A 24,313-nucleotide genomic window follows, 5' to 3' on the forward strand; every position below is an offset into this window, starting at 1 on the left:
TCCCTGAAGGGTTGCCGGATCGAGCGGACCCCATCGTGCATCAACCCGATGGCGTTGCACGAAGGCCGCGACCGCGCGGTTGCCGGCACTCCGCTGAAGCGCGAGGGCTTCGGCGACTATGCGAGATTGTTCAGACTGGCCATGAGCAGCATGAACCGCTCGCTGCGCGCACCCACGTTGTCGTGAGGAGTCGTCGCGCCCCGCCATCGACCGCATAGCTCGATCGTGCCAGCGGCCCCACTCATCTGCCCGCACGGCCGCGAACTCCGAAGTGCCCAATCCGTGGCCCCCGCCGCGGCCCGATCGGGCACGGCCCCATGCGCGATGAACGACCGGCCCGCGGTCGGCTGTGGACCGGCTCGGTTTTTCGTAATGCGATGTCGCCATGGGTGGTGAAGCGGCGAGGACGCGGACGACCCGGACGCGGAGCAGAGCCGGCCCAAGTCGTCGCGCTCCGACTCACCACGGACGAGCTCGCCGCGCTCGACGCCCGCGCCGCGCGCGAGCACAAGACCCGCTCGCAGCTCATTCGCGAAGCGATCGGTGCGTACGCGTCGTGAAGGTCCACGACTCTGTGTCAAGCACGGCATCGCACCGAAGACATCATCCAGGCTGCGTCGTGGCCGCTATGGATCGACGATCTCGACGACGACACGGGTGTACATCTCGACGGCGCAGCGACCTGGGCGCCCGGTCGGGCGGCTCGTGGCCGGATGCGTATCCTCCCCGGACGGCCGGATCTCGCCGGATCCCTACGGCCGCGTTCCGAATCAACTCTGCGCAATCCACGGGGATGTCGTTGACGGAAAGAGCAAGCCTCTGATCAGGGACTCTTGCTCTTCAATCCCGGGAGAGCCCTTGCGGGCGCATCAGAGCAGGGTGTAATCCAGAGTCTCGTCGGGGGTGTCCTGGGGGCACGCTCGAGACGTGCGGCCCGCGCACGTCGAACTGAAGCTGGGGAACGGACACGCATGATGCGCGATGACGCGCACCGACTGCGCATGAGCGCGGTTGGCATGCCTGGCATCTCCCCGAGTCGGACGCTGTATTCCTTCGCCGGTGGTCGCGCCTCGTGAGTCGGACGCGCTGGCATTCGAGAGGACGCCAGGAATGAATCGCAGATCATCGACCGCGATCGTCGCTTCCGTCGCGCTGACGGCACTGGTGTGGGGCGGCTTCGCTCCCCCTGCTGCAGGCGCCGAACCGGCGGCGATCGCGCCTGCCGCGACGGTGGAGACAGCGGTGACTCCCGCCGCCGTCGGCTCGAGCACCACCGAAGTCGTTCGCACCGATCAGTGGATGAAGCAGCTGTGGACCGAGGCCCCTACTGCGCTCGACGTCCCGCTGTGGAAGTTCATCTTCCCGGGCTCCCACGACGCCGGCACGTACGGGATCAAGCCGGTCCTGGCCTGCGAAGGGTGCGATACGCACCTGGCGCCGATGGACGCGAGCTGCAGGGACACGGTGCCCGACGCACTTCACTTCCTGTGTGATGAGTGGAGCGGAACGATCGCGTCTGTGTCTCTGCCGTGGGCGCGCACGCAATCGCGTGATCTGCAAGGGCAGCTCAACGCCGGGTCCCGGTTCTTCGACCTGCGATTCTTCCGAGCGACAGCAGATGATCAAGAGAGAACGAAGAACGATCCCGAGCTGCGCCTCACGGAGGGCAACTTCTACATCCATCACACGTTGGCGGGACCTCAAGTCGAAGAGATCATGAACAGCATCGTGGCGTTCTTGAGTGCGCCCGGCCACGAGCGCGAGCTCATCATCCTGAGGCTCGATCACCTCAAGGAGGGTGACGGGGCGATGGGGGTTGACTCGATCAACGCGCTGCTCACCTACATCGAGTCCCGCATCGGCGAGTATCTCGCACCACGCAGCCTGGGTGCGGATGCGACCCCGACCGAACTCCTCGACAAGGGGCACCAGGTCATCCTCGCGTACGACTACTCGCCGCCCGTGGATGCCGATGGCAATCCTGCGAAGGATGACGCCGGCAACCTGATCCCCACGGTTGATCAGGCGCACCTCGATAACCTCTGGACGATCAACAACAACTACATCGAACGCCTGGACGATCCCGCCACCACCGATGACGTGGAGGGAGGCTACCCGCTGCCTGACGACCCCGAGCGGCCGTGGCGCAATGTCTCGGAGATCGTGACGACGGCGTCGACGACCTTCGCCAAGCGTGCCGATCTGAACGGCCTCAGCAGCGCGGGGCTCGCAATCGGACTGGATGACGGCGTCTTCGCACTCATCCGACAGGCCATCTGCCCCGACTACGATCCGCTCAGCAAATACCCCGGCCCGGACGGCAGGCTCCTGTGCCCCGCGCTCGACGACGATTACGACGAGTTCGGTGGTCTGATGGACGTCTCGGCCTACACCAACCCGATGATCCTGCCCTCGCTGACGCAGATCCCGCGCAGGTACGTCAACATGGTGCACGTCGACTTCTACCCCGGGGCTTTCACCCAGGAGGCCTACACGCTCAACCGGGGAGCGATGCGCACCGCAGTGCGCATCTTCGACGTCTCCGAGCTCACGTCCCACGACAGCGGCCTCGAGGTCGACATCAACACTCACGATCCGGACTTCTACCCGGTGTTCACCTTCCCGGACGTACCGCCGACCGCGTGGGCGTCGCGTGACGAGCGCAACCAGCGGCGTACCGACGCCGCCGTCATCCACCCCTGGTGGCCCGGGTGGCGAGCGTATCCGAACGACTGGGGCACGGCGAACGTGAAGTTCGGCATTCGGGATGCCGACGTATTCAGCGATGACGACGACAGTCGAATCAACGGCTCATCGATCACCCAGACCGTCTCGATCGATGTTTCCGGGTGCTTCGCCGATGTGGACAAGTGCCCGCAGAACGCCGACCCCGGCTTGCATCAGATCAGCGGGACGGGCGACTCCGATACGTCTCGAGTGACCTACTCCGTGGACGCGTGCGTCTGGTCTTTCATCGCCGGACACGTGCCCGCCGAGCGATCCGTGTGCGACCTCTCGTCGGACAACCGTCCGAATGTCAGCATCGTCAACGCGCAAGGCGACGACATCCCGGACGTCGAGAAGCTCGAAGGCACCGGCGCCGGGTTCACCCCGTTCGAGTTCCGTGTGAAGCTCGACAAGATCGTCCCGCGCGACACATCGATCCGCTACGTCGTGGAAGGCGGCACGGCAGCCAGGGCGAGGATCATGCCCTGCACCGCTCCGGCCTGCGACTTCCCCGGCAGCGGATCTTCTTATGTGACCATTCCCGCTGGTCTCACCTCGGCCCTGATCACCGTCGACGTGCTCGCCGACTCCTGGGTCGAAGACACCGAGGACTTCACCGTCCAGATCTTCGACGGCTGGCCGGCCATGCAGCTGCTGAAAATCGTGGACGGCACGGCTACCGGTCGGATCGCGAACGACGACGCCTACAGCGTGAGCATCGATGACGCCGGCGAGATCGAAGGCAGCTTCGTGCTCGGCCAACTGTGCGAGGCCGGTCCATTTCCGATGGTCTTCACGGCCACGCTGAATCAGCCGCGCTCGCAGACGGTGACGGTGGACTGGGCGGCCGTCCAAGGGACCGCACAGCCGGACACCGACTTGATCGGCCCCGTGAGCGGCACCCTGACCTTCGCGCCGGGCGTCGTGACGCAGAAGATCAGCATCACCTCGCGATGCGACCTCACCTTCGAGCCCGACGAGACGTTCATCGTGCAGCTGTCCCACGCCACGGGCGACACCCTGATCACACCCGGCGGTGGAGAGGGCACGATCAAGAACGACGACGAGGGCACCTCCATCACCATCGCCCCGCGGGAGGTCGGATTCAGCGAGGGAGATAGCGGAACGCGGGGCTTCGAGTTCAAGATCGGGACGAGCACATTCGACCACAAGCCCGTGACGGTGTACTACGAGACCGTCAGCGGCACCGCAGGGGCTCCTGACGACTACACCGCGGTCACCTCGAGCGTGACTTTCCAGCATGGTGACACGGTCAAACCGGTCACGATCTACGCGAACGGAGATACCGCGGTCGAGCCCGATGAGACGTTCTTCATCCGTCTCCTCCGATTCGAGACCGAAGACGAAGCGGACGCGGGTGGGTTCGTCATCGATCCGAATCAGGACGAGAGTGTGGCGACCATCCGCAACGACGACGGCGGAAAGCTGAGCATCAGCGACGTGACAGCCGCCGAGGGCACCCAGTGCACGACGACCCCGTTCGTGTTCACCGTGTCGGCCAGCAAACCCAGCGCGAGCCCGGTGACGGTGCGCTACGACACGAAGAGTGGCGCCGCGATCGCCGGAAGCGATTACACCCCGGCCTCCGGTGAGGTGACGTTCGCACCGGGCGAGGTCTCCAAGACGATCACCGTGCCGGTCACCTGTGACAGCGACATCGAACCGGACGAGGTTTTCATCGTCGTGCTGTCGTCGCCGACCGAGGCGAGCCTCGGAGACAAGAGCACGGGCGTCGGCTGGATCACGAATGACGACGAGCCCCCGGCGCCGACAGTGACGCCCGTCGTCACAGGAACGAAGGGCCTGGCCGACTGGTACGTGACGGATGTCGGCATCCACTTCGATGTCCAGACGTTCGGTGCCGCCACCACCGCGTCCTCCGGGTGCAGCGATGCCTCGGTCGTGGCTGACACCGCCGGCGCAACGTTCACGTGCACCGTTACGACGGACGGCGGCACGGCCTCGGCGAGCGTCACCGTCAAGCGCGATGCGACGGCGCCCACCGGGGTGGGCGTGCTGTCGGGCCCGGTCGGCGACAACGACTGGTACACCGGCCCGGTCAAGGTCGATTGGACCCTCGACGACAACATGTCGGGCGTCGCCTCCGACTGTGCATCCGCGACGTCGGCCGTCGAGGGCACGAACCTGTCGTTCACCTGCACCGTGACGGATGCCGCCGGGAACGAGGCATCCCTCACCTCGCCCACGTACAAGCTCGATTCGACCCCGCCCACCGCCGTTGCAGCGCTTTCGGGACAACTGGGAGACAATGACTGGTACACCGGTCCGGTCACTGCGACCTGGACGCTCGACGACACCCTCTCGGGAGTTGCGACCGAGTGCCCCGCCGAGACCTCGGGGGCCGAAGGCGTGGATCTGGAGTTCGGCTGCACCGTGATGGACATGGCCGGGAACGAGACATCCGAGACCTCCGCGCTGTACAAGCTCGACTCCACACCGCCCACCGCGGTCGGCGTTCTCTCGGGACAAATGGGAGACAATGACTGGTACACCGGTCCGGTCACGGTGACCTGGACGCTCGGCGACACGCTCTCGGGCCTCGCGTCGGACTGCCCCGCCGGGACTTCGGGGGTCGAAGGCGTGGACCTGTCCTTCGACTGCACGGTGACGGATCTCGCCGGGAACGCGGCATCCGCGACGTCCCCGGTCTACAAGCTCGACTCGACCGTGCCGACGGTAACCTTCACCGGCAGCACCGGCCCGTTCAGTCTGCTCGACACCGTGGCGATCACGTGCACCACTGCGGACAGCCTGTCGGGCATCGCGAGCGACACGTGTAAAGGCTTCGCCGGCCCCGCGTACGCTTTCCTGGGCGGACGCAGCTACACCGCGACGGCGACCGATAACGCAGGCAACGTGGGAGCCGGGTCCGTGCGGTTCACCGTCAACGCCACTGCCGACGACCTGTGCGAACTCGTCAAGCGCTGGGTGGCAAGCGCGGGCATCGCCAACTCGCTGTGCGTGAAGTTGGCGGCCTCCGATCGCGCCTTCAACCGCGGCAGTCCCACCGCCGGCAACAACAACCTCGACGCGTTCATCCAGGAAGTGAAGGCACAGATGGCGAAGGAAATCGCCCCGGGCCACGCCCAGACGCTGGCGGAGATCGCCGCAGCGATGAAGCAGACCCCGCCGGCGAGGGGACTGTCTGAATAACGGTGGATCTGGTCTGGCCTAACCGAAAGGAAAGGCGATGACCGATGTCATCGAGATGATCGGTCCTGTGACGGGAGAGATCATCGATCAGCAGCAGATCGCAGCGCAGTTGCTCGCGCAGGCGAAGGAGCAGGGCGACCGAGCCCCGTCAAGCCTCCACCGGGCGCCGGAGCCGCGGCGGAAAGCCGCGGACTTCCGGGAATGTTTGGTGGACCTGAGGGGACTCGAACCCCTGACCCCCTGAGAGGAGTGCATGAGATCCGAATCCTTTCTGTTGTTGCGACTTGTTAGTCGTTAGAAGGGATTCTACGTCGCGAGCGCCTCAGGCTGGACGTCCGCCTTCACGGTTGATCCGGGTTCGTTGGGGTTGAAAAGAGCGAGTAAAAGGCGACCCGTCAGGCGACCAACAGCGACGTGGTCCACCGCGACTGCCGCATCTCGGCTCGCCCGAGCCGGCTCACGTCTCGAACGACGGTCTCCTGACTCGTAGACATCAGCTTTTCCCGCTGACTCCTCGCCAGAGCCTCGCCCACCAAATGGCGCGCGGGGGCTGTGGAGTCGGGGTCTGGGGGCTCGCCACCCGTTGAGATTCCACAGCGCGGCGATCGGATGCTTGCACGCGGGCAGCACGATCGGCATCTAGCTTTCCGTGCCAGTCGACCTCACCCCGAGTGATGAAGTAGTGGGAGTTGCACGGCAAGCCTGTCGCGGCGACCGATGGCTTCAGCGACACCTCGCCGTCGAAGATGACTCGATATCGTGCCGGCGACAGCTTGGTGACGACCTCTCGCCCGCAGCCGCAGGGGCAGATGTGTCCAGCGGTCGAGTAGGGCGCCGAGATGTAGAGAACGCCTGGCTCCATCGGTGTGGGGAACGATTCGACGAACTGCGCCACGTAGCGGTCTGTCGACCTCATGCAACGTCCCCGTTCCGGAGTTCGTTGAGGAAGAGCTTGAAAATCGTTTGGCTGGTCTCGGTGTGGGTCGCGTAGAAGCCGAGGTGGCGCTTCCAGCGAATCACGGCGAGGTTGGCGTTCAGCGCGTTCAGCTCCGCGATCTGGATGTTCGCGCTGTAGTCGTCCTCCCCGGGCGGGGTGGCGGCCTCGGTTGGTAGCGCGATTTCGTCGCCAGGAAGGTAGGTCGTCACCTTCGCCATCCCGGTCAGTCCACCGTCGCCCTCGCGGAAGCTCATGCCGACGTCGATGAATGGCACTCCCCGCTCCTTGAGCCACCGCATGATCTCCGGCCTCGCGTCAGCGTCGGCGGCGGCGAGGAATACGAAGGTTGCCCCTTCAAGGAGGTCCAGATTGTCGGTCGTCAGCGCAACCGGATGGGCTGTGATGCCCGTGTGCATCCGTGAGTACTCAGCTGCGAAGTACTCCGCCTTGTTGGGCTTCGCCCTGACCACGTCGTGCAGCGCAGCGCCAGGAGCGCGGAAGGCGTTGTGATGCTCGAAGTAGTCTCCGTCGATGAGGATGATGCGATCGACCCAGGTCTTCGCCACCTGGTCGAGGATGAAGCTGCCAGTGCCGCCGACGCCCACGATCGCGATGGTGTGGCCCCGAAAAAGGTTGCTGAACGTGGCCAGTCCGGCCCGGGTCGTGTTGGTGTCGGAGTAGACGAGGGGCAGGTCGTCGGGCACGACCTGGAACGAACCGCCAGGCGTATCCGTGACGGAATCATCGATCTGACGGGCCGCGCTCCGCAGGATGTGGGCGTACCGCTGAATCTTCTGGTGCAGGTCAGCGTAAGCTCCGCCTGGCGGCTTGAACGACAGCATGTAGTCGGCCACATCCTCGTTGCCGAAGCCGTGATTCTGGCCGGCACTCCCGAGGGGCTGTTCGCGTTCGTCACGAGGCTCCTCGCCCGCGAACCAGATTCGGTGATCGCCGCTCGCATCCGCGACTACGCCCTCGGAGTAGCTCACGGGGAGCACGAGCCGGCCGTCCTTGCGGAGCCCGGACGGCCCGACGTATGGCAAGCGGCGTACGAGAAGGTGCCCCGCTTCGAGCACCATGTCGTAGCCGTCCGCCAACAGCCGAGTGATCTGCTCGTCAGGAACGGTTGGCGGGTTCGACATCGAACACCATTCCGTCCTTTACGACGACGTCCTTACCCGGACGCAGCGCGTGATCCGGCCCATGTCCGCGGCTGACTTCGACGAGTGTCCCTGCAGGGTCATACGGCTGCCCAGGAAATGCGACCTCCACCACCTGCTCGAAGCTGATCTTCTTCTCGCCCCACTCGACGGGTCGCGTGTTGACCGTGATCGTCACAGTCTTGCTCGGCCCCTTCTCTACCTCAGATGCAGTCATTGCCTGCTCTCCTATCTCCGGCTCCGCGGGTCTGTAGTGAGTGTGTTTCAGATCTGAAACACTGTCTTGAGTATAGAACATAGCGCGTCGACTTCCAAGCAGTGCATCGAGAGTGCAACACTGGCATCTACCACCGACACCCGCAGAGATGAGAGGACCGTGCGCATGACCAAAACGAAGATCGACACCGCAGGGCTCTACGCCGCGCTCGACGCCGAGCGCACTGCTCGAGCATGGTCGTGGCGTCAGTTGGCAAAGGAGATCGGCACGAGCCCCTCACTGCTTTCGCGCCTCGGAAACGAGCAACGACCAGACGCTGACGGCTTCGCCACGCTCGTGCGCTGGCTCAATATGCCCGCCGAGACATTCATGATCGACACGGAAGCCACCGGCACGCAGCCGGAGCCCGACCTCGTCACCCAACTCGCGCCACTCCTACGCGCGCGTCAAGATCTGGACGACAGGGACGTCGCCTACCTTGAAGAGGTCATTCGAGCGACAGTGAAGCACATGCATGCCACTCGGGGGGAATCGGAGTGACGGTGAAGCGCATCAACAAGGCAGCCTGCAAACGGCTGGCCGGTGAGGTGCGCGCTGAACTGAGCCTCGGTCTCATGGACCCGCTCGATCCGTGGCAACTGGCGGAGGAGTACGGCGTCACGGTCATGGCTCTCGGCGACCTGCCGCTCGACCACCACATTCGCGAACACTTCCACAGCGTTCGCGCCGAGGTCTTTTCGGGTGCCTTGCTCCCCCATCGCACAGGCGCGGTCATCATCGAGAACGACGCCCATCCACTCGCACGTCGGCGCTCGACGATGGGCCATGAGATGGCTCACGTCGTCGGCGAGCACAAGTTCGGCACCAGCCTCGTCAACGAGCGCGGCTGCCGCACGGCCGACAAGTTCCAAGAGGACGAGGCGGCCGAGATATCCGGCGAACTCCTGATCCCCTCCGATGCCGCCAAGCGGCTCGCCCGTCAGAGGGCCACCGACGACGACGTCGCCCAGCTCTTCGGCGTGAGCACAGAATTTGCTCGCTGGCGCATGAACGCTACTGGTGCCCGCATCATTGCCCAGCGCGCAGCCGCCTATCGCTGACGACACGATCATGCAACCGGGGTTAGGCCTCGTCGATCCGAGAGCAGACGGACGTCCTTCTGATTTGTTCGGCGCTCAAGGTTCGCAATGATCGCATTCTGCGTTTCCGGGGTCCAGAAGATCTTGAGGTTCTCGCGCGCCCGAGTGATCGCGGTGTAGAAGATGCTGTGGGTGGTGTCCTCTTCGTTAGCGTCGGTGATGACGATCTTCACCGATTCGTACTCGAGGCCCTGCGCACGGTGGATCGACACAGCGTAGGCAACCTGGAAAGGCACCGTGGTGTTGGCGTCCTGGTTGTCATTGTCGCTACTGGCCATCTCGACGACGTCGAACGCCACAACCGAGTCGCGCACCCATTCGAGTTCACTGCCCAAGACCGAGAGCTCGGTGACATCACTATGCAGGTCGACCTCAAACCGGATCTTGCCCGGGACCTGATCGATCCCGGTAATCGTTCCCTTGAGGTTGTTGTAGATCAGCTTCCCGAAGCGATTCGTGTCGCCAAAGACAACCGGGTCGCCGACCTTGTAGGTCGAGACACCCCACTCGACCGTGGCACTCGGGTTCGAACTCTGTAGGAAGCGGTTGACGTTGTTGATCCCGTACAGGCCGTCGTAGTTGAGGCAGAGGATGATCTCGTCATCGCGGCGAGCTTGAAAGAGCTCCGAGCTGAGCCGCGCCGAGTAGCTTCCGCGCGTCATGGCCTCCGTGATGTCCTCGTCGATCTCGCGAACCTTCTTCCACAGTCCGAGCAGCCCTTCGTTCTTTGTGCGAAACGGCGTGTTGAGCTCGGTGACCGCTGAGGGAGGTACGAACGACCGCGCCAGACCAAACCAGTTCCCAAACTGGATCGAGTCGATCTGGTACACGTCACCAACGAGGACGAGCACCTTGAAGCGCGTTGCCTGCAGCACTTTGAGGAGATCGCTGTTGCTCACCGTGCTGCACTCGTCGATCACGACGAGGTCATACTCCGACCCACCCGCGCCGGACCAGATTTGGCTCGCGACCGTGCGGAACGTCGGATGCTGCGCCTGCACCCGGCGTTTGAGGTTATCGACGGCCGAGTGCGTGTTGGCGAGGAACAGCGTCCGGCCGTCGTTGAAGTAGTTGGCGATGTAATTCACCATCGTTGACTTGCCCGTCCCAGCCGCCCCATAGATCAGGGCCACGTGGGAGTCCGCAAAGAGCGAGACCAGCGCGTCCGACTTCGTCGTGTCATCGATTAGGCCGGGCCGCTCGTCGAGCCAGCGCCTGACGGCCTCTTCCCATCCGCCAACGCCGGACGAAGCTCGCTCCTGGATTTTGTTGATGATCTCGACGGTGTCGTCTTCGTACCCGCGGATGAAGACGTGGCCACGGTCGACCTCGAGTCGGCGAGCCTGATGTGTCCGGTAGAGGGCGCAATTGAACTGCTCGATGTGTGCGGCGACGTCGCCGAACTGCGCGAGATCGGCGAGCGGCGTGTACAGCAGGCCACGGTCGTCGACGTTGCTGCGCACCCGATGAGCCAGCAGTTCGTGCGTGCGCGCTGAGGGATCGAGTAGTTCGAGCAGATCTCGAAACCGGGGGTTGTGACCCGGCAGCGAGGTGCAGAAGGGCATCTCGTCAAACGGGATACAGCCCCATTGCAGCTTTAGCCCAGACAATCTCGCGCAGCCATCGGGATTGAACTGCTCGACGAGGACGGAGTTCTTTAGCCGGAGCAGAAGATAGCGAAGAACGATGTGGCCCGGCGCACTGCTCCGGAGCGTTTGCCGAGCTGCATCGAACGTTGGAAAGAGCCGGGGTGTGCGCGCCCTCGCCGTTGCCCACGCCTTGACACCGTCGTACTGACCGTCGGGCAGCTCCAGCATGTCGACAAGGCTCGAGTTCGTCCGCGTCAGGTACTCCATGAGCTGGCGGTACTCGGTGCTCGTGGAACTGACGTCGTACGAAGAGCCGTAGATTCGGCCGAGCTTCTCCAGCTCACACGGCCTGATCGAGACCTCCCATGAGCGAATAACCATGATCGGCATCGTCTGCTCGATGACCTCGATCGAGTCCGACAGCAGCATCAGCCGGGCCGCGTACTTGTCGTCGATGTCGATGTCGGTAAACGCGATCACCCGATCGAACTTGCTCACCCGATCAACCGGAGCCGTGAACGTTACCTCGTAGTAGATCCGACCATCGACAAAGAAGGGCCGACTCTTCAGGACGTAGTAACGGTCGCTGCGCCCTTGATCCGCCGGCAGCTCCGACACCGCTTGGATCCGCGCCGCGATCTTCTCGTGATACTCGCGAAGCGACGGGTCCTGGTCGATGGGAAACTTCTCAAGATTCGCGAGGACATCGATGCCGCATTGATCGCGCAGGAGCGCGCGTACGCGGAGCAAGTACTCGTAGTACTTGAGCATCAAACGCTCGGAGCCATCGCCATCGAACGTGTAGTGGGAGACGCTGGGCTCAAGCATCCGGTAGAAGCGGCTCAGGAAGGCCAGCTGGCCCTTGCCCTTCAGCCACGCGAGTCCCGCTGTGATCGCCGCATAGTCGTAATTGGTCGTCCCGTTGCCGCTCTGGAGCCGCACGGCGACGCCCTCGACCAGATGGCGCAACTGCTGCAGGACGTTTTGGGCCAGCAACGCGCGGTTGCCGCTCAGCCCGTCGATGTTTTCGCAGATTGCCGTATCGATGTCGCGGATGTGCGTGTCGACGTTGCTCAAGCCGACTCCTCGGTAGGAACTCCGAGCGCCGACAGCAGCCGCTGGTGGAGTGCCGAAAGGAGCTCGCGGCCAGCTTCGCTTGGGACCGCCGTGCCATGTGTCACCAGCCAGCTGGCCACGGCGACCTTCGAGGGGGCTTTCCAGCCCTTCTTCTCGATCCAGTTTGTGGCGGCCTTGGCGATCGATGCTCCGTCCTCCACGGTGATCTCCGCGAACGACACAAGGTCCTCATCGGTAAGCCCAGGGTTGGATTCAAGGACGAGCGCGGTGAGCGCCTTGCCGTAACACCCGGCGTCGATGACGTTCTCGATCCCAGGGGTTGAGAGTTCCGCAATGAGCCGCTCCGGAACCCCGACGTCGCTGAGCGCCTTGGCCAGCTTCTTGCCGCCATCGTCGCCGTCGACCAGGTACGCGACGCGGGCGGCTTCCAGGTCGAGTTTCGAGAGTAGGTCGTTGGGTGCCTCGGCGAGGCCGGCGGCAACTTGGTACGGCAATTCGCCGACTCCAAGCGCGGTGCGCATCAGTGTCGGCAACAAGATCATCTCGGTCGCGCCTTCGGCGAGGACAACGCGGCGGGCTGGCGTAAACGCGGCGGCGGCCGCACCCATTGCCATCATGAGAGGCGAATACCCCGCGGTACCTTGCCAGAAGCTGTTCTTGACATCGCTGATCTGGAGGTTGTCGGGCCGCGGCGCCACGACACGGATGCCCGTTCCGAGGTCTGGTGGCAGGCAGGCGGGGCTGTGGGTCGTGTAGATCACCTTTACGGCCTGCTGCTGTGTGACGAACATGTTCACGAGATCGGCCTGCGCGTCGATGTGAAGGTGATTCTCCGCCTCGTCGATGAGGAGGACGGGAAGCTCGTCGGTGCCGTGGACTTTGAGGAAGGCGATGAGCGCGATGAACATTCGGAGACCGGCGCTTCGCTCGGCGAACACCGTGACGTTGTCGCCGTCCTCCATCAGCTCGACTCGGAGTTCACCGCCATCCACCTCGAAGTGGACCGACAGACGAGACTGCTTCCAGGCTTCTTCAAAGAGCGCATCCATGCGCCTATTCGCCTTGACGATCGCGCTCCGGCGGCGCGCGGTGTCACCGGACTGAATGAACTGATGGAGTTCGGCGAGGTCGAGCGATGCCATCCTGGCTAGATTCGCGAGCGCGCGCGGCGGGCTGGCTACCTGGTCGAGGTTGTACGTCGACTGGATCGAACGATCCTCCTCGCCGAACAGCACGAATCTCGGCGTGCGCTTCCAGATTCGGTCGCGGGCTTCTGGCGCCGGGGCGTCGCGCTCCGCCCAGGTCAAGACGCCCGAGTAGGCGCCGATAAGGTCGGCGGCATCGAGGGCGTCCGTAGCGGTGACTCCAAGAAGCGATCGGGTGGTTGCAACGACTTCCTCGGGCAGCGCCGTTCCGGGTTCGTCAACGGCCGCACCGACCGCGTCGGCGACGAGCTGTAACTCGGCTCGGTAGTCGCGCGGGGCGTCCCCATTCGGATCCGCGTAAACGGTCTCGCGATCAATGAGATCGTCAAGATCCGCCCGCGACAACACGGCCGCAAGCACATCCCGCGCAACAGCGAGCGGCTTGACAGACTTACGTGCGATCGGCGTCAACGTGACTTGGACATGCTCGCCAGATGCCGTACGGGCAATACGCGCGCGAGTTGGCAACTCCTGAAGGTCAAGGTCTGCGAGCGCCTCCTGATCCTCACCATCAAGCACATAGTCAAGCGTGGTGACCAGCGTGTCATCTGTGGTCTCCGCAGCCCTCGACCGCTCCGGAAGCGGAATCGAGCCCCCGCGGTCGACGAAAGCCAAAGCGTTGAGGAGCGTCGTCTTGCCGGCTTCGTTAGGCCCGACGATGGCGATCACCTTCGCATCGAGATTGACTTTGGAATCAACTATGCGGCCGTACCCTCTGATGTGCGCGGAGATCAGCCTCATGACTCTCCTCCCGCGCCGAGGCCGAAGAACCGCTCGAAGAACGCGCCGAGCTTCTCCAGGACGCGCTGCTTCTTCTCACCGTGCCCGCCGTCGCCGGCGAATCGCGACACTGGTGGGAGCACGCGCGTGATGGCGGTGCCACCAGTCTGGAGGCTGCCGTCGCGAAACGCCCGCTGGACGAATTCGTGCGTCTCTTCGGGGCGGAGCTTCTCCTCGGCGATGATGCGATCCAGCTCAGCGGCGCGCTGAGCGGCGACAAAGGCCGCCCACTCCTCGTCGATCGATCCGGCCACCGATACCCGGTCAACGAAGGCCTCGATGAGGTCCTTCTTGTTGCGGAGGCTCGGGCTGGCGTCGATGGCGCGGGTGATCTCGGCACGGATCCCCTTGTCGTCGCCGTCGCCCCGCTCGTTCCGGTACTTGTCAACGAGCATCAGGATGTAGTCGACGTTGATCTCAACTTGTTTGATGAGCTCGATCTCGAAGACGATGTCGTCGTTGATCCGCTCCTTCTCTGCTGTCGTGACCTTGCGGAACTCGGCATACAGGTCCAGGTAGATCGAGCGGTAATCCTGCGTCTGGCGCTCGGTGAGGATCTCGTTGCCTTCGAAGTCATCGAACGAGGTCAGGATGTTTTCCAGCCGCAGGATCGCGCCGAGAAGCTGGATGAAGTCCTTCTGCGCCTGCTCCCCCACGATCTGAGTGCCCAGCGGGAAGCGGTCGAGGAGCTCGGTGACCTTCTCGGCATAGTCGGTGTAGTAGTCGCCGTATGGCTTGAGAAGCACCACCCCGCGGGCGTTCTTGTTGCCGAACAGAGCGATGGCGTCGTTAGTTTGCTGTTCGAGGTCACGGAAGCTGACGACGTTGCCGTACGTCTTGATGGAGTTGAGGATCCGATTGGTGCGCGAGTACGCCTGAATCAGGCCATGCGAGCGCAGGTTCTTGTCAACCCAGAGCGTGTTCAGCGTCGTAGCGTCGAAGCCCGTGAGGAACATGTTGACGACGATGACCAGATCAATCTCCCGCTGCTTCAGTCGCTTCGAGAGATCGGTGTAGTAGCCGGCGAAACCGTCCGAGCCAGTATCCCAACGCGTGCCGAACGTGCCGTTGTAGTTCTGGATGGCTTCGTCAAGGAAGTCCCGGGAAGACGCGTCGAGTGCCGCCGTGTCGAAGCCCTCTTCGTCGAGGTAGTCGTCGCCCTGCGCTTCGTTGGCCGCAAACGAGTAGATGATGCCGACTTTGAGGCGCTGCGCGATCGGAAGCGCCTCCTGCGCCTCGGCGAACGCGCTGTAGTAGCGTTTCGCCGCATCGATCGATGCGGTCGCAAACAAGGCGTTGAAGCCGTTCACGCGGCGCTCACCGAGCGCGTAATGCTCGCTGCGACGAGTCTTCTGGTCGAAGTGCTCGAGGATGTACGCGACAACTTGGCGGATGCGCTCGGGGTCGAGCAGCGCCTTCTCGGTGTCAATCGCCGGCACTTGCTTATCGGTGATGCCCTCGGGCAGCTTCACCGTGTTCACATAGTCGATACGGAACGGCAGGACGTTCTTGTCGCTGATGGCATCGACGATTGTGTAGGTGTGCGCGGCCGTCTGATGCGTCTCTGTCGGGCAGTTCCTCGGGTCGCCGTGGAGGAAGCACCCGAACGCCTGTGCGGTGGTCTTGAGCTGCGGGTTACCGCCTGATCCAGCGTTCTCGGCGAAGATCGGCGTCCCAGTGAACCCGAAGAGGTTGTAGCGCTTGAATGCCTTCGTGATGCGGCTATGCATGTCACCGAACTGCGAGCGGTGGCACTCATCGAAGATGATCACGACGTGCCCGTCGTAGATTGCATGGCCCTTGTCGGCCTGCACGAGCCGCGCGAGCTTCTGGATGGTCGTGATGACGATGCGGCGTTCAGGATCCGCCAGGTGCTTTGACAGCTGGTTCGTCGAGGTAGAGGCGTTCGCCGCCCCCTTCTCAAAGCGGTCGTACTCGCGCTGCGTCTGCCAGTCGAGATCCTTACGGTCGACGACGAACAGCACCTTGTCGACACTCGGCAACCGAGACGCGAGCTGCGCCGTCTTAAAAGACGTGAGCGTCTTACCGGAGCCCGTCGTGTGCCAGATATAGCCGCCCGCCGCGACGCTCCCGAGCCGCTTGTAGTTGGTTGAGATGTCGATCTTCTGCAGGATTCGCTCGGTGGCCACGATCTGATACGGCCGCATGACCAGCAGCAAGCGGTCCATGGTGAGGACGCAGTACCGGGTGAGGATTGCGAGCAGGGTGTGCTTGGCGAAGAAGGTCTTCGTGAAGCCCGTCAGGTCTTGGATCGGGCGGTTGGTGGAGTCCGCCCACCAGGAGGTGAACTCGAACGAGTTGCTCGTGCGGCGGACGCGCTTACGGCCCGCGGCGTCCTCGATGTGTTGGCGGCGAGTGGTGTTCGAGTAGTACTTGGTCAGTGTGCCGTTACTGATGACGAAGAGCTGGACGTAGTCGAAGAGCCCCGACCCAGCCCAAAAGCTGTCCCGCTGGTAGCGGTCGATCTGGTTGAACGCCTCGCGGATATCAACACCGCGGCGCTTGAGCTCGACGTGAACGAGAGGCAGACCGTTGACCAGCACGGTCACGTCGTAGCGGTTCGAGCGCGCCGCTCCCCCGTCTGGGCCGATCTCATACTGGTTGACGACCTGCAGCCGGTTGTTGTGGACGTTCTTCTTGTCGAGCAGCGCGATGTTCTTCGTTGAGCCGTCATCGCGCCGGAAGGCATGAATGTGGTTCTCCTGGATGCGTAGGGTCTTCTCGGCGGCGCCGTCGTTCGCACCGACGATGTACTCGGCCAGCAGCCGGCCCCACTCGTCATCCGAGAAGGTGACGCCGTTAAGCGCCTGGAGCTTGGCGCGAAGGTTAGTTAGCAGATCTGTCTCAGAACGGAGGGGCAGATACTCGTAGGCCTGGCCCTCCAGCAACTCGATGAAGTCGCGCTCGAGTTCGGCCTCGGATTGGTACGCGGCCGACGTGGCGGCGTCCGGGATGAACTCGGCAACGACCGTCGACTCCGACGAGACAGCGATCGGGTCGTACTTCCGAGGGAGGACGTCGCTCATCGCCCTGCCTCCGACGCGTCAAACATCCGGTTGCGATAGTGCTCGAACTGCTTCTGCCGCGCTTGCAACTCTGCGTTGAGCGCGGTAGACAAGTCGGCCAAAAGCGCGTCGTACTGGTCGAGCGTCGCGACGATGCTCCGCTGCTCGACGAGATCGGGGACTGGAATGAGTAGGCGACCGAGATTCTCGCCGGAGATCCGCTTCACCTTGGCGCGAGCGACATACTTGTCCTTCTCGCGGATCAAGCCCTCCGTGCGTAGGTAATATGCAACGAACTTCGGATCGAGCACACTCGAGCGGAACAGGAAGCAGTCGTCGTGGATCGCGACGTCAGTCGAGCCGAGCCAGGCGACGCCCCTACCGACGTCCTCGACCGTTTCACCGACTGCCGCGATCACGACGTCTCCCGGCCTCGCGAAGCGCAGCTGAGACTTTAGGTCTTCACGTACGTGCGAGACGGCCTCAGTGGCCGAGATCCCATAGGTCGTGTAGATCTCGCCGTAGTGGATGCTCGGGACACCTTCCTTCACCTGGTCGTTCTTGGTGAAGCGACGCCCGCGAATGAACTCGCCGACCGTCCCCATTGGAACGCGTGGAGCGTCAGACACGTCTGTTAGGTCTGTCATGCCGCCAGCTCCTCAAAAGTCAGCAGGCGGTCACGGTAGTACTCGTACTGTTTGCGCCGAGCTGCAATCTCAGCAGGAATGCCGCCACCGATGTCGTTGACCATTGCATCAAATCGATCGAGAACCTCGGTTATCCGTTCCTGTTCTCCGAGGCTCGGGAACGGGAAACGTATGTCCTCGAATGTCGCGAGGTTGATGTTCGCTTGCGCACTGCCTTTGCCCATCGCAACCAACGTCGATTTAAGTGATTGCAGTAGGTATTCCACATAGCCGGCCGAGGCCCGCTCGGGGTCCACCACCAGTCCAATCACGCTGTCCGGGAAGCACGCATCGAAGTCCAGAACCCCGGTCTCGGCGATGTTTGCAGCGATGGTTATGCAGATCGTGCCCCTGGGCCATAGCTTGCTCTGAGCCAGCCCCGCTTCACTGTAGGTCTGCGTAAATCCGACAATTCGATGCCCGCTGCTCCTGACATCCCCCGTCTGAATGAAGGGGTAGGGCCCGTCGTAGAGTCGAGGATCATTGCGCGGACGGTGTTTGGACTTGCCTCGACCGAAGTCCCCGGCTACCTCCCGAAGGGTCAACCACTGGCAGTCCGACTCTGGCCGCAGCAGCAAATCTCGGTAGTACTGGAACTGAGAGCGTCGGGCCTCCTGCTCTGCCTCGAGCTCCTCAATGAGCCCGGACCCCGCACCGGCGAAGTGGTCCAACACCGAGACGATCTCTCGCTGAACCACGATAGGTGGCACGGGAAGTCGAACCTTCGCCAGCTGCCGAGCGGAGACGTCGAAAACCTTTGTACCGGTTGCTAGACCGCGCTTCTGGACGGAAAACGACTCCGATTGAAACCAATACGAGAGATACTTGGGATCGAAGTCATGCTTGATAATCGTGGCGTGACCTCCGGTGACGATCGGCTCTGAACCGAGCCAGGCGACTGCCTTTCCGACGTCCTCCACGTTCTCGCTAGTGTTTGTGATGATGATGTCGCCAGGCTGTGCCTTCGCGAGCTTGAGCGCGGCCTCCGGAGTGACGAACGAGATCGTTTCGGCTGCAGAAACGCCGTACCTCGTATAAATCTGGCCGTAATGGATCGCTCCAACGCCCTCGTCGACGAGATCAGTTTTGGGCATGCCATTGCCACGAACTAGTCGGGCGATATCACCGAGCATCCTGAACTCCACACCACCGGGCGCATGTTCGGCGATCAGATCGTCTACACGACTCACCGCGCGCTCTCCAGGTTCGCGACGATCTCGTCGATGGCAGTCCTGAGCTCCGCCTGCCGAGCCACGATTCTCGCGATCTCAGCATTCAGCTCGGTGATGTCGACAACTTCGCGGGTATCCTCCTGCTCGACGTACGAGGAGACAGCGATGTTGTAGCCGTTCGCGGCTATGTCCTCGTTCCGCACCAGCTTGGCCAAGTGGGCGACGTTCTTGCGGGCAACGAAGGTGTCAAGGATGTGCTGCTGGCTATCCGGGGTGAGCTTGTTCTTGTTGCCTACGCGCTTGAACTCGCGCGAGGCGTCGATGAACAAGACATCGTTCTCAGTCTTGGACTTCTTGAGCACGATGATGCAAGTCGCGATCGTGGTACCGAAGAAGAGATCTGGCGGCAGCTGAATGACCGACTCGACGAAGTTGTTGTCGATGAGGTACTGGCGGATCTTCTGCTCCGCTCCCCCGCGATATAGCACGCCAGGAAACTCGACGATGGCGGCCGTGCCGTTCACCGCAAGTGCGCTCAGAATGTGCATCGTGAAGGCGAGATCAGCCTTTGACTGAGGCGCCAACACACCGGCCGGCGCGAACCGCGAGTCGTTGACCAGAAGCTGATTGCTGTTGCCCTCCCACTTGATCGAGTAGGGCGGGTTGGAGACGATCGCCTCGAACGGCTCATCGTCGAGATGCGCGGGATGCATGAGGGTGTCGCCATGAGCGAGGTTGAACTGCTCGTAGGGCACGTCGTGCAGGAACATGTTGATGCGCGCCAGGTTGTACGTCGTCAGGTTGATCTCCTGACCGTAGAAGCCCTGGCGCACCTTACCCGGGCCGAGGATCTTCTGGAACTTGAGCAGGAGCGAGCCACTCCCGACAGCCGGGTCGTAGACCTTGTTCACCTCGGTCTTGCCAACCACGGTGATCCGCGCCAGCATCTCGGAGACTTCCTGGGGCGTGTAGTACTCACCACCAGACTTGCCCGCGTCGGCCGCGTACATCTGCATCAGGTACTCGTAGGCATCACCGAACAGGTCGATCGTGTTGTCCTCGAAGCTGCCCAGGTTGAGGTCTCCGATGGCATCAAGAAGCTTGCGGAGCTTCTGGTTCCGGAGCGGCACCGAGTTGCCGAGTTTGGCACTGTTTACATCGACATCCGCGAAGAGACCCTTGATGTCGTCCTCGCTGTCCGCGCCGACTGCTGAACCCTCGATCGCCTTGAACACCGCGTCGAGCGTTTCATTCAGGTTCTCGTTGTCCTTCGACGCCTTTCGGACGTTGGCGAAGAGCTGGCTCGGGAGGATATAGAAGCCCTTCTCCTCCACTGTGTCCTTACGGCCAAACTCCGCCTCCTGGTCTGAGATCGCCGCGTAGTCGAAGGAGTGATTGCCCGCGCTCCGCTCGTGGCTGTTGAGGTAGGCGGTGAGGTTCTCGGAGATGAAGCGGTAGAACAGCATCCCGAGCACGTAGCTCTTGAAATCCCAGCCGTCGACGGACCCTCGCAGATCGTTCGCAATTCGCCAGATCGTCTTGTGCAGCTCGGCGCGCTGTCCTTCTTTGGTTGTCGGGGCCATCTCTTCGTCTCCTGCGCCGGGGCGCGCTTAGTTCTTGCCAGGGGCTCACTGGTACCGTATCGGGGCGAACCGACACGAATGATGTGCCTCGCGGCGCATGAGTTCCCGGGATGATGCAGTCGGGAGCATGATCTGCTGCGACCGAGACCTGCAGTTTCCCGTAATTGTGACATGACCAGGGGTTCTTTGAAAGCAATTCCCGAGTCGGTGCCAGCCGCGAGCAGCAGCGTGGCCCTCAATCTCGGTGCCCAGGAAGACGCTGCATCTAGTCGGTTCTGATCAACGGTCAGCCTTGTGTCGAGGATGACGCCCCAGTCCCCCCGTGTTACTGACACGATCAATGTCGACCCGGTGCCCTAGGTTGCTCATATGCAACTCAAGAAGGCAGCGCTCGAGCAGCACATCGCGGTGTTTGGGGAGAGCGGTAGCGGCAAGACGGTGTTGGTGTCGTCGTTCTACGGCGCGACGCAAGAGGCTCAGTTCCTCAGCCAAAGCCTGTTCCACGTCGTCGCCGACGACATTGGTCAGGGCGCGAAGCTGCACCGGAACTATCTCGGCATGCGGGATTCAGCCCGGGTGCCCGACCCGACACAGTTCGCGGCGACGTCGTACGCCTTCTCGGTCAAGCTGAAGGATACTGGCGAAGCGAAGGCGAAGTCTGCGCCCTTCGACGCCCTTCGTCTCGTCTGGCACGACTACCCCGGTGAGTGGTTCGAGCAGGACGTCACGGGCGAAGAATCAAAGCGCCGCGTTGACACCTTCCGGTCGCTCCTCGGATCCGACGTGGCAGTGCTACTTGTCGACGGCCAGAAGCTGCTGGACAACGCCGGAGAGGAGGATCGGTACCTCAAGTCGCTCTTCGGCAACTTCCGAAACGGGCTGCTGAATCTGAAGGATGAACTCCTGGAGGACGGCAGGCCACTCGTCGAGTTCCCGCGCATCTGGATCCTGGCGCTCTCGAAGGCAGACCTGCTGCCGGAGACGACAGTCTTCAACTTCCGCGACCTACTGATCGAGAAGGCCGCCGACGACCTCGACGAGCTGCGCAAGGTGCTCGCTGGGATCGTCGAAGACAGCGATGCTCTCTCCGTCGGCGAGGACTTCCTCCTGCTGTCGTCGGCCAAGTTCGAGCCCGGAAAGATTGAGGTCAAGAAACGAGTCGGACTAGATCTCGTCCTTCCCCTCGCCGCAATCCTGCCTTTCGAACGGCACGTCAAGTGGGCGCAGAGGAAGCAACTGCCTGCGAAGGTCGCCGAGAACCTGCTCAGTGGCGCCGGCCTCCTGGCCGCGGCGCTGATCGGGAAGAAGGCGAAGAAGCCGGGCGTCGCGGGGATGATCCTGGGTCTCATCAACGCTGACGTCGTCAACGAAGCTGCGAAGCTCGCTGGCGACAAGCTCAAGGCCGTCAACGCCGAGGCGTTCGCGAAGCAGAACTACGTCACCGCCACCTTGACAGGCTTCCAGATGGATCTCGACCAGGCAGGGAAGGAGCAGTTCCTCCTTCGGAGCCTGAAATGACGTCGAGATCCGACCCGTTTCTGTGGGCCACCCGCGGGAAGCGCTGGGGGTTCCGGTTTCTGCGGGACGGAGGGCTGCCTGATCCGCTTCCGATCTATGAGAACGCGTTCGCAGGCGTCGGGGGCAAGCGGGAAGTCTGCCTGCGCGTCGGCGGCGACGTCGTATTGCGCTTCCCCGATCCAGAGGGCCGCACGGACGCAGCAGGCCGAGTAATCCCGCACAGCTTTGTCATCTTCCCCCCGCTCGCGGACGAGGTGCACTCGCTCGACGACGGATTGCGCCTCGTCTGGGCGCAGGTCTCGGCTGAGTTCGCGCGCGACTGGGACGCCCCTTCGGCACAGACGGAACGCGGATGACGGCCGATCCGCTGAGCGACGTCCAGACGCCCCGGTGTCCGGAGTGTGGCACCGTGCTGAGAGACGCCGGAAGCGGCTACGCCTGCCACTCGTGCCGCATCGTTGTGATCGGCACTATCCAGTCGTAGCTCAATGAGCCGCGTCGTACGCCTCGACAACCTCAACCGGCACGCGCCGCGGTCGTCTACCGTGTGACCGCTGCTGGAAGCCCACCAACGGATCGCGGCCAGGCCAACGCTCGGCTCTACCCGCGTTCGCCTGGTCCTCGCGGTGGCTGGGACGGGGACTGCGACTCCGATAAACGGCGCGAGAACAACGTTGCACCCGTTGCTGGGTGTCAAAGCGACCTTTCCTTTGAAGGGTAAGCGCCTCCGTTAGGTTGTTGGGGAAGAAACGCCTGTGCGATGCCAGCGAGCCCCGGCTGAACCTTCCCAACGATCTGTCTGATCTGCCTGCGCTCCAGGGCAAGCTCGGGCTGCGCTTCGAGGACTTCGTCTAGAGCAGTGAGCGCGACGATGCGCTCCACCGGGACCGTTGCCTTCCCCGAACGAACTCGCATCGCGTTCTCAAGTCCTGCTTCCTCGAGTAGGCGCAGACGGTTCCTGTGCACGTGCGCTTCAATGTCCGCCCACAGTTGCTGCGCGCGACGCTCGCGCGCAGCAACCGCGACGTTCGACCTCGCGCTTCGAACAGCTGCTGCGACATCCCGGCTCGTCAGCAAGTCCACGCGCTTCATCCGCTCGGTCACGATCTCCACCGCACGAGCCCACACGACCTGCTCGACGTCGACTGGCGGCAAACCCATGCGCGAGCGGGTGGCCACGAAGGAGTGCGCGAAGGCGCGGAATCGACCGCCATGCGCCACCATGTGCTCAGTCAGGCTCTGCGTGAGCCGAGCGAACTGCCGCAGGCGCTCCGACAGCACCGGGTCGTTGAAGTAGGCAGCGGCCGCTCGATCGTTTGCGCGGCGCTCAGCTGCTGTGGTGCGATGCAGCTCCTTGGGCGGCAGGCCCGCTCGCTCGAGCCGGTGTGCGAGTCGCTTGGCAGCGTTGTTCTTGTCGAGGTCGGCACGGTACTTCTCGGGGTCGTTTCGTCGCTTGCGCTGAATCTCAGCGGTGCGCTCCTTGTTCCGATCGGCCCAGGCCTTTCGCGCCGCTTTCATCTTGTCGGGTTCCAAGTCGCGCCAGGCGGTCGCCCGCCTATTCAGTTCCTCCCGATGTGTCCGGCGGTAGCGCTCGAGGTACCCCGTCACTTTGTCGGGGTTGGCGGCCTGCCAGCGGCGGTGGTACTCCCGGACGTGATCAGGGTGGGCTTCCTTCCAGCGCTTCGATGCCTCGTTTGATCGGCGGCGTTTGTCGAGCAGCTGACGTTTGCGCGCGGCCGTTCGGCGCATCGACTCGCGGTTGAGCTCCCTCGACCGCTCGAGGTTCTCGGCCCTCCACAGGCGGTTCAGTTCGCGGACACGCTCGGGATGCGCCTCTTTCCATCGTCGCGCGGAAGCAGCGTGTCGATCTGGATGAGCCTGCCGGTATCGGCGGTTGCTCTCGCGAGCGCGTTCGTTCGCGGCATCCTGATCGTCGGGCTGCTCTTTCCGAGCGGCGGGACGCGAGGCGTCGTCCGACGCGTCGGCCATCTGTCTCGCCTACTCCCCCGTCGGCTCTGGCGCGAGCTCGATGACGAGTTCGATGAGTTCGGCGCGATGGGCCGAAGGATTGGTGATCACGCGACCGACGGCGGCTCGCAGCTCGTCGAGATCCTCGGAGTGCAGTGCTGTCACTGGCGCCAGGCAGTACTCGATGTCGTTCTGCAGGTTGTAGTCGCCGTCGTCCACGGCGATCTCGGGATAGTAAAACAAGGCCGCGAGCGCCGTCCTTTGCAGAAGTTCGTCGAACTGCTCCTGGGGCAACGCCATACGACACCTCCGAGAATCGGACACCAGTCTGCGT

Annotated in this window: 19 protein-coding genes; 8 read left to right on the top strand and 11 right to left on the bottom strand. The window is 63.1% G+C overall.

Annotation, left to right across the window (positions count from 1 at the left end):
- Positions 1-48: 48 nt before the first annotated feature.
- The 4 genes from MJ607_RS00900 to MJ607_RS00915 all read left to right on the top strand — a co-directional run bounded on the left by MJ607_RS00900 (position 49) and on the right by MJ607_RS00915 (position 6,166).
- The gene (locus MJ607_RS00900; RefSeq protein ID WP_243073664.1) at positions 49-186 is read left to right on the top strand and encodes a hypothetical protein; all 138 of its coding nucleotides are present in this window, start codon (positions 49-51) and stop codon (positions 184-186) included.
- Between the two features lie 191 nt (positions 187-377).
- Entirely contained in the window at positions 378-560 is a 183-nt protein-coding gene (locus MJ607_RS00905) for a ribbon-helix-helix protein, CopG family (protein WP_308193801.1), read from the top strand.
- A 550-nt stretch (positions 561-1,110) separates the two neighbouring features.
- Entirely contained in the window at positions 1,111-5,922 is a 4,812-nt protein-coding gene (locus tag MJ607_RS00910) for a Calx-beta domain-containing protein (RefSeq protein ID WP_243073665.1), read from the top strand.
- A gap of 37 nt (positions 5,923-5,959) precedes the next feature.
- Positions 5,960-6,166, top strand: a complete 207-nt coding sequence (locus tag MJ607_RS00915) for a hypothetical protein (RefSeq protein ID WP_243073666.1) — start codon at positions 5,960-5,962, stop codon at positions 6,164-6,166.
- Between the two features lie 249 nt (positions 6,167-6,415).
- Here MJ607_RS00915 and MJ607_RS20300 read toward each other — a convergent pair whose 3' ends face one another.
- From MJ607_RS20300 to MJ607_RS00925, 3 genes are read right to left on the bottom strand one after another with little or no spacing between them, the layout of a single operon-like run.
- A complete protein-coding gene (locus tag MJ607_RS20300) occupies positions 6,416-6,838 on the bottom strand; it encodes a DUF6527 family protein (RefSeq protein WP_374238012.1) in 423 nt (140 codons plus the stop codon).
- A complete protein-coding gene (locus MJ607_RS00920) occupies positions 6,835-8,001 on the bottom strand; it encodes a ThiF family adenylyltransferase (RefSeq protein WP_243073667.1) in 1,167 nt (388 codons plus the stop codon). The genes MJ607_RS20300 and MJ607_RS00920 overlap by 4 nt, the downstream gene beginning before the upstream one ends.
- Positions 7,976-8,236, bottom strand: a complete 261-nt coding sequence (locus MJ607_RS00925) for a multiubiquitin domain-containing protein (protein ID WP_243073668.1) — start codon at positions 8,234-8,236, stop codon at positions 7,976-7,978. The genes MJ607_RS00920 and MJ607_RS00925 overlap by 26 nt, the downstream gene beginning before the upstream one ends.
- A 165-nt stretch (positions 8,237-8,401) precedes the next feature.
- Between MJ607_RS00925 and MJ607_RS00930 the strand changes: the two genes are divergently transcribed.
- Together MJ607_RS00930 and MJ607_RS00935 are read left to right on the top strand one after the other, a co-directional pair.
- Positions 8,402-8,776 carry a helix-turn-helix domain-containing protein gene (locus tag MJ607_RS00930; RefSeq protein WP_243073669.1) on the top strand — a complete coding sequence of 125 codons (375 nt, stop codon included), beginning with the start codon at positions 8,402-8,404 and terminating at the stop codon, positions 8,774-8,776.
- 2 nt (positions 8,777-8,778) lie between these two features.
- A complete protein-coding gene (locus tag MJ607_RS00935; protein ID WP_243073670.1) occupies positions 8,779-9,336 on the top strand; it encodes an ImmA/IrrE family metallo-endopeptidase in 558 nt (185 codons plus the stop codon).
- A gap of 8 nt (positions 9,337-9,344) precedes the next feature.
- On the opposite strand, the gene MJ607_RS00940 is transcribed toward MJ607_RS00935, so the two are convergent.
- Genes MJ607_RS00940 through MJ607_RS00965 form a run of 6 tightly spaced genes read right to left on the bottom strand, consistent with a single transcriptional unit; the run spans position 9,345 to position 20,493 of the window.
- On the bottom strand, positions 9,345-12,041 hold the full coding sequence (locus MJ607_RS00940; protein ID WP_243073671.1) for an ATP-dependent RecD-like DNA helicase: 2,697 nt from the start codon (positions 12,039-12,041) through the stop codon (positions 9,345-9,347).
- The gene (locus MJ607_RS00945; RefSeq protein ID WP_243073672.1) at positions 12,038-13,987 is read right to left on the bottom strand and encodes an AAA family ATPase; all 1,950 of its coding nucleotides are present in this window, start codon (positions 13,985-13,987) and stop codon (positions 12,038-12,040) included. The genes MJ607_RS00940 and MJ607_RS00945 overlap by 4 nt, the downstream gene beginning before the upstream one ends.
- Complete coding sequence (locus MJ607_RS00950; protein WP_243073673.1) at positions 13,984-17,073, bottom strand: type I restriction endonuclease subunit R; 3,090 nt, start codon at positions 17,071-17,073, stop codon at positions 13,984-13,986. The genes MJ607_RS00945 and MJ607_RS00950 overlap by 4 nt, the downstream gene beginning before the upstream one ends.
- A complete protein-coding gene (locus MJ607_RS00955) occupies positions 17,070-17,699 on the bottom strand; it encodes a restriction endonuclease subunit S (protein ID WP_243073674.1) in 630 nt (209 codons plus the stop codon). The genes MJ607_RS00950 and MJ607_RS00955 overlap by 4 nt, the downstream gene beginning before the upstream one ends.
- Positions 17,696-18,928 carry a restriction endonuclease subunit S gene (locus MJ607_RS00960; protein WP_243073675.1) on the bottom strand — a complete coding sequence of 411 codons (1,233 nt, stop codon included), beginning with the start codon at positions 18,926-18,928 and terminating at the stop codon, positions 17,696-17,698. Before MJ607_RS00960 ends, MJ607_RS00955 begins: the two co-directional genes overlap by 4 nt.
- The gene (locus MJ607_RS00965) at positions 18,925-20,493 is read right to left on the bottom strand and encodes a type I restriction-modification system subunit M (protein WP_243073676.1); all 1,569 of its coding nucleotides are present in this window, start codon (positions 20,491-20,493) and stop codon (positions 18,925-18,927) included. The genes MJ607_RS00960 and MJ607_RS00965 overlap by 4 nt, the downstream gene beginning before the upstream one ends.
- A 369-nt stretch (positions 20,494-20,862) precedes the next feature.
- On the opposite strand from MJ607_RS00965, the gene MJ607_RS00970 reads away from it, so the two are divergent.
- On the top strand, positions 20,863-22,011 hold the full coding sequence (locus MJ607_RS00970) for an ATP/GTP-binding protein (protein WP_243073677.1): 1,149 nt from the start codon (positions 20,863-20,865) through the stop codon (positions 22,009-22,011).
- Complete coding sequence (locus MJ607_RS00975; protein WP_243073678.1) at positions 22,008-22,367, top strand: hypothetical protein; 360 nt, start codon at positions 22,008-22,010, stop codon at positions 22,365-22,367. The genes MJ607_RS00970 and MJ607_RS00975 overlap by 4 nt, the downstream gene beginning before the upstream one ends.
- 337 nt (positions 22,368-22,704) lie before the next feature.
- Here the strand turns inward: MJ607_RS00975 and MJ607_RS00980 are convergent, their stop codons facing one another.
- Both MJ607_RS00980 and MJ607_RS00985 read right to left on the bottom strand, forming a co-directional pair.
- The gene (locus tag MJ607_RS00980) at positions 22,705-24,000 is read right to left on the bottom strand and encodes a hypothetical protein (RefSeq protein WP_243073679.1); all 1,296 of its coding nucleotides are present in this window, start codon (positions 23,998-24,000) and stop codon (positions 22,705-22,707) included.
- Positions 24,001-24,009: 9 nt separating this feature from the next.
- A complete protein-coding gene (locus MJ607_RS00985; RefSeq protein ID WP_243073680.1) occupies positions 24,010-24,279 on the bottom strand; it encodes a hypothetical protein in 270 nt (89 codons plus the stop codon).
- Positions 24,280-24,313: the final 34 nt, after the last annotated feature.

This window comes from Microbacterium sp. SS28, assembly GCF_022761035.1.
Classification (GTDB): domain Bacteria; phylum Actinomycetota; class Actinomycetes; order Actinomycetales; family Microbacteriaceae; genus Microbacterium.

Excerpts from the sequence above, each read along its gene's own strand:
- MJ607_RS00975 (WP_243073678.1), top strand. The coding sequence starts at position 22,008 with ATGACGTCGAGATCCGACCCGTTTCTGTGGGCCACCCGCGGGAAGCGC.
- MJ607_RS00945 (WP_243073672.1), bottom strand. The coding sequence starts at position 13,987 with ATGAGGCTGATCTCCGCGCACATCAGAGGGTACGGCCGCATAGTTGAT.
- MJ607_RS20300 (WP_374238012.1), bottom strand. The coding sequence starts at position 6,838 with ATGAGGTCGACAGACCGCTACGTGGCGCAGTTCGTCGAATCGTTCCCC.
- MJ607_RS00950 (WP_243073673.1), bottom strand. The coding sequence starts at position 17,073 with ATGAGCGACGTCCTCCCTCGGAAGTACGACCCGATCGCTGTCTCGTCG.
- MJ607_RS00915 (WP_243073666.1), top strand. The coding sequence starts at position 5,960 with ATGACCGATGTCATCGAGATGATCGGTCCTGTGACGGGAGAGATCATC.
- MJ607_RS00910 (WP_243073665.1), top strand. The coding sequence starts at position 1,111 with ATGAATCGCAGATCATCGACCGCGATCGTCGCTTCCGTCGCGCTGACG.
- MJ607_RS00980 (WP_243073679.1), bottom strand. The coding sequence starts at position 24,000 with ATGGCCGACGCGTCGGACGACGCCTCGCGTCCCGCCGCTCGGAAAGAG.
- MJ607_RS00970 (WP_243073677.1), top strand. The coding sequence starts at position 20,863 with ATGCAACTCAAGAAGGCAGCGCTCGAGCAGCACATCGCGGTGTTTGGG.
- MJ607_RS00985 (WP_243073680.1), bottom strand. The coding sequence starts at position 24,279 with ATGGCGTTGCCCCAGGAGCAGTTCGACGAACTTCTGCAAAGGACGGCG.
- MJ607_RS00905 (WP_308193801.1), top strand. The coding sequence starts at position 378 with ATGTCGCCATGGGTGGTGAAGCGGCGAGGACGCGGACGACCCGGACGC.
- MJ607_RS00930 (WP_243073669.1), top strand. The coding sequence starts at position 8,402 with ATGACCAAAACGAAGATCGACACCGCAGGGCTCTACGCCGCGCTCGAC.
- MJ607_RS00920 (WP_243073667.1), bottom strand. The coding sequence starts at position 8,001 with ATGTCGAACCCGCCAACCGTTCCTGACGAGCAGATCACTCGGCTGTTG.
- MJ607_RS00900 (WP_243073664.1), top strand. The coding sequence starts at position 49 with ATGGCGTTGCACGAAGGCCGCGACCGCGCGGTTGCCGGCACTCCGCTG.
- MJ607_RS00965 (WP_243073676.1), bottom strand. The coding sequence starts at position 20,493 with ATGGCCCCGACAACCAAAGAAGGACAGCGCGCCGAGCTGCACAAGACG.
- MJ607_RS00955 (WP_243073674.1), bottom strand. The coding sequence starts at position 17,699 with ATGACAGACCTAACAGACGTGTCTGACGCTCCACGCGTTCCAATGGGG.
- MJ607_RS00925 (WP_243073668.1), bottom strand. The coding sequence starts at position 8,236 with ATGACTGCATCTGAGGTAGAGAAGGGGCCGAGCAAGACTGTGACGATC.